Raw genomic sequence first — 1,427 nt, 5'->3', positions numbered from 1 at the left:
GCCTCGGTCGGATCGCACAATGTGCGGCTGCGCGGGGTCTTTGACCTCGGGATCGGCATGCCTTCGGATCAGAAGACTGCCAGCGTGGCGGCTCTGTCAACCTTCCCCTCTCTTGTCGGCACACCCGCTTCTGGGAGTGACACTGGCACCACTCGGAATATCACCTTCACCAATGCGATTGGGAACCTGCTGTGTCTGGTGATTTCGCCAGACGGGACTTCCGATCTGGGTGCTCCGGCGGGCTGGGAAAAAGTCTCCCCCGGCACGCTGCGCGATCCGTCGCTGCATGTCTATTTCAAGAAGGCATCCAGCGTAAACGAAGTCGTGACGATCACCTCTGCCAGTGAGGCTGTGCAGTGGTTCCCCATCGTTATCAAGGACTGGCTTGATACCGGGACGATCACCGACACATTGGTCATTGGCGCCATCGCAGAGAACTACGGCGCCAGCACACTAACGCTGGATGCGCCATCGGTTACGAACACGCACGGGACTGAAAAGGTCCTCTGGATGCTGCTGGTCGCCAACTCCGGGCTATACCCGGCCCAGACTTCGGCCCCCTCGGGCTGGACTGGGTTCCAGTCGCACGAAACCGGGAACCAAAGCTCCGATGCCCGCGTGGGCATCTGCTTCCGGCAAGAGGAAATCGCGACGATGGACCCGGCGGCTTGGCCGACGGCGACTCGCATTGCCATGACACGGGTAATCGGCATTCGCCCCGGCGCAGGCGCATCGGCTGTCGCCCTGTCTGGCGCATCGCTGACGATCAGCCCGGAAAGCCCGGTCGAAACAGACACCACGACTTTCGCCTTTTCCTTCGCGGCTGGCACGACCCCGGCCACAACCAGCCTGACCATCAACGGCGTGACGACGACGACCACAACCGGCGTTCACACCCGCACGCTCCCGGCTGGCTCCTATCCCTACACATGGTCCTCGTCCAACGCGGCAGGGGCCGGGCCTTCCGGCTCTGGCACTCTGGTTGTCGCTGCGGCCCCGACCATCACGGCATCGGTGAGCCTGTCGCCGTCTTCTCCCACGGCGGGCCAGATCGTCACCGCGACTGTCACGGTATCCCCGACCGACGCCACCCCCGGCCTGAGCGTCGTCAATGGCGGCTCGCCGGTGACGATCACCCCCGGAGTGCCGGGCGTCTGGACGTTCACTGCGCCAGCGACCGGCACGACGACCGTGACCCCCACGGCGACGCTGGACGCGACCGTTGTTTCCGGCACCCCGGCGACATTCTCGACCGGGGCGGCTCCTGTCTCTGCGAACGCGCCGAAGCTCTGGGGCGTGCCGGAAGTCGGCGACCTGCTGGAATTCATCGCCGGGACCGGCGTGTCCTCTCCGTCCTACCTGATCGAGCGCACCGACAACGGCGGTTCGACCTATGCGACCGAAAAGACCGCGACGGCTGGCGAATT

1 protein-coding gene is annotated in these 1,427 nt (G+C 64.7%); it reads left to right on the top strand.

Annotation, left to right across the window (positions count from 1 at the left end):
* A partial coding sequence (locus ACED67_RS21590) for a hypothetical protein (RefSeq protein ID WP_395543805.1) occupies positions 1 to 1,427 on the top strand: 1,427 nt, incomplete at both ends.

The sequence above is a fragment of the Neotabrizicola paludis genome, assembly GCF_044142105.1.
Taxonomy (GTDB): domain Bacteria; phylum Pseudomonadota; class Alphaproteobacteria; order Rhodobacterales; family Rhodobacteraceae; genus Pseudogemmobacter.
Note: the sequence above shows the minus strand (reverse complement) of the source record. Positions and strands in the feature narration are given on the sequence as shown.